The following is a 2,625-nucleotide window of genomic DNA, read 5'->3' as shown; positions in this document are numbered from 1 at the left end:
GCAACTCCTGGTGATAACGGTGCCACTAAGGGGATGACGGGTAAGTCATCTGATGATTTGATTATTAAGGTACCCCAAGGAACGACGATTACTGAAGCTGAAACAGGTCGTGTCATTGGCGACTTGACTGAGCAAGGTCAACGTTTGGTAGTTGCCCAAGGTGGTCGTGGTGGTCGTGGTAACATGCGTTTTGCCTCGTCAACAAATCCAGCGCCTGAAATCGCCGAAAACGGTGAGCCTGGTGAAGAATTGGATATCGCCCTTGAATTGAAGGTGCTAGCTGATGTTGGTCTAGTTGGGTTCCCATCTGTTGGAAAGTCAACGTTGTTGTCAGTTGTAACGGCTGCGAAGCCAAAGGTTGCAGCGTACCACTTTACGACGTTGGTCCCTAACTTGGGGATGGTTCGTTTGGAAGATGGTCGTGACTTTGTTATGGCTGACTTGCCTGGGTTGATTGAGGGTGCGTCACAAGGTGTCGGTTTGGGAATTCAATTCCTACGTCACGTTGAGCGTACGCGTGTTATTTTGCATATGATCGACATGTCAGGTATCGATCCAGAAGAGGATCCTTACGAGAACTTCTTGAAGATCAACAATGAATTGGCAGAGTATGATCCAGCTTTGTTGGAACGACCACAGATTATCGTCCCAACGAAGATGGATATGCCTGATGCCGAAGAAACATTGGCGACATTCAAAGAGAAGTTAGCTGCGGATCCAAATGTGCCAGACGATGTTGAAATTATGCCAATTTCATCATTGACGCGCCAAGGATTGGAGCCACTCATGCAACGAACAGCCGACTTGTTGGACGAGACGCCAGCCTTTATTCCTAAGGGCATGGAGCCTGATGATACGGAGTCAGCTTTGTACGAGTTCTCTGAGGAACGGACACCATTCGAAATCGATCGTGATGAAGATGGTGTTTGGGTACTTTACGGTGATGAAATCGAGCGCTTGTTCAAGCGTACGAATACCAACTACACGGAATCAATGATGCGTTTTGCTCGTCAATTGCGCTTTATGGGTGTTGATGAGGCATTGCGTGATGCTGGTGCCCGTGGTGGTGACACTGTTCAAATCTTGGACTTCCAGTTCGAATTCGAAGAGTAAGATAAGTAAAAAGCCAGATGCCGGCATCTGGCTTTTTATTGTTTAATAACGAGGTAATCATTATGGCAGGAAATCAGACTGAACATATTGTGAATACGGATCAATACATTACCATTGCCGCGTCAGAATATACGTGGGAACAAACAATTAAAAAGTCGCGCTTCATTGTTAACATGGCTCGTGTTGAAACGGAAGCGGATGCCCGTGCGTTTATTGATCGCATTAACAAAGAGCATAATAAGGCCACACACAATGTTTGGTCGTATATGTTGGGGGAGCGCGACCAAGTACAACGCTACTCTGATGATGGTGAGCCAGCTGGTACGGCTGGGGTGCCGATGCTTGAAGTATTTAAAAATAACGAGGTGCATGATATTGTGGCGGTCGTGACCCGCTATTTCGGTGGCATCAAATTAGGGGCTGGTGGTCTTGTCCGCGCGTATGCCGGTACGGTGGCTGGCGGCATTGCCGAATTGGGACTAGTGGAACGCATTCAACGCCACAAAATGTCAATTCGGGTCGACTATAAGAATTACGAGTCGCTCAAGTATTGGCTTGAACAGCATGAGTTTACAATCCTGGATACGCAGTACGATACCGGGGTAACAGTGACTGTGCCAGTGGCTGATGACGCGACGGACGCATTTGAGACGTCAGTGCAAGATTTGTTGGCGGGTCAAGCGGACCTAACAGTTGGTGAAATTGATTTGTTCGAAGTGCCATACGATAAACGGGTGACGGCGCAAACGTCTTCGTTGAAGTAAGCGACTAATTCCCTATATCGCATTTAAGCTAGCTGACGTATAATAATTTTCATGAGGTAATTCATGAGGTGGTGAACGTGTTGAAGCGGAATATTTTGGAAATCCATGTGCTGGTACTGGCTTTCATGCTGGTTGTTTGGTATTTTCCGACAAACTTTAATTTTCTAATTTGGAACGTCTTTTTGGCCATTGTGCCGTTTGATTTGGCGTTATGGATTCGCGCAACAAAATCAACACGTTGGCTGAAATGGGGATTGACGGCGGCGTGGTTGGTTTTCTTCCCGAATACGATGTACATGGTGACTGATTTTAGTCACTTGTCATCAATTGGGACTGGTTTAATGACGGAAACCCAATTTTTTAACTATGCAATCCTGGCTAGTGGTGTTTTGATGGGGATGCTGTTTGGCATGTCGTCAGCTCACGCGGTGGCCATCGCGTATTTTGGTGAGAAAAAATCATTACAGACGTTGGCTTTTTATGCAGGCTTGTCCTTGCTATCGGCCTTTGGTATTTATTTGGGTCGTTTCCTACGATTAAATTCTTGGGAGTTAGTCACGGATATGCATGGTGTCCTAACGCAGGTTGCCCAGGCGTTTACCACGCATAGTCTGGTCTTCGTGGTGTCATTTGGTGCGTTACAGTTGGCTATTTTGCTGATGTATCACGTCTTACGAAAAATGTAAGTTACTCAAAAAGAGAGTGAGACGAAAGGCGCTTTGGACCCGATGATAACGTTGTTTGACCT

The 2,625-nt window shown here is 46.4% G+C and carries 3 protein-coding genes; all 3 read left to right on the top strand.

Translation table 11 applies throughout. From position 1 onward, the window contains the following. A partial coding sequence (gene obgE, locus WEIDD23_RS08710; protein WP_062358920.1) for a GTPase ObgE occupies positions 1-1,113 on the top strand: 1,113 nt, incomplete at its 5' end. Between the two features lie 62 nt (positions 1,114-1,175). Further along, a complete protein-coding gene (locus WEIDD23_RS08705) occupies positions 1,176-1,877 on the top strand; it encodes a YigZ family protein (protein WP_010372912.1) in 702 nt (233 codons plus the stop codon). Between the two features lie 77 nt (positions 1,878-1,954). Further along, the gene (locus WEIDD23_RS08700) at positions 1,955-2,563 is read left to right on the top strand and encodes a DUF1361 domain-containing protein (RefSeq protein WP_223822972.1); all 609 of its coding nucleotides are present in this window, start codon (positions 1,955-1,957) and stop codon (positions 2,561-2,563) included. Positions 2,564-2,625 lie beyond the last annotated feature (62 nt).

Source organism: Weissella sp. DD23 (assembly GCF_001579105.1).
GTDB lineage: Bacteria > Bacillota > Bacilli > Lactobacillales > Lactobacillaceae > Weissella > Weissella cibaria.
This window is presented reverse-complemented; position numbering and strand designations above follow the sequence as displayed.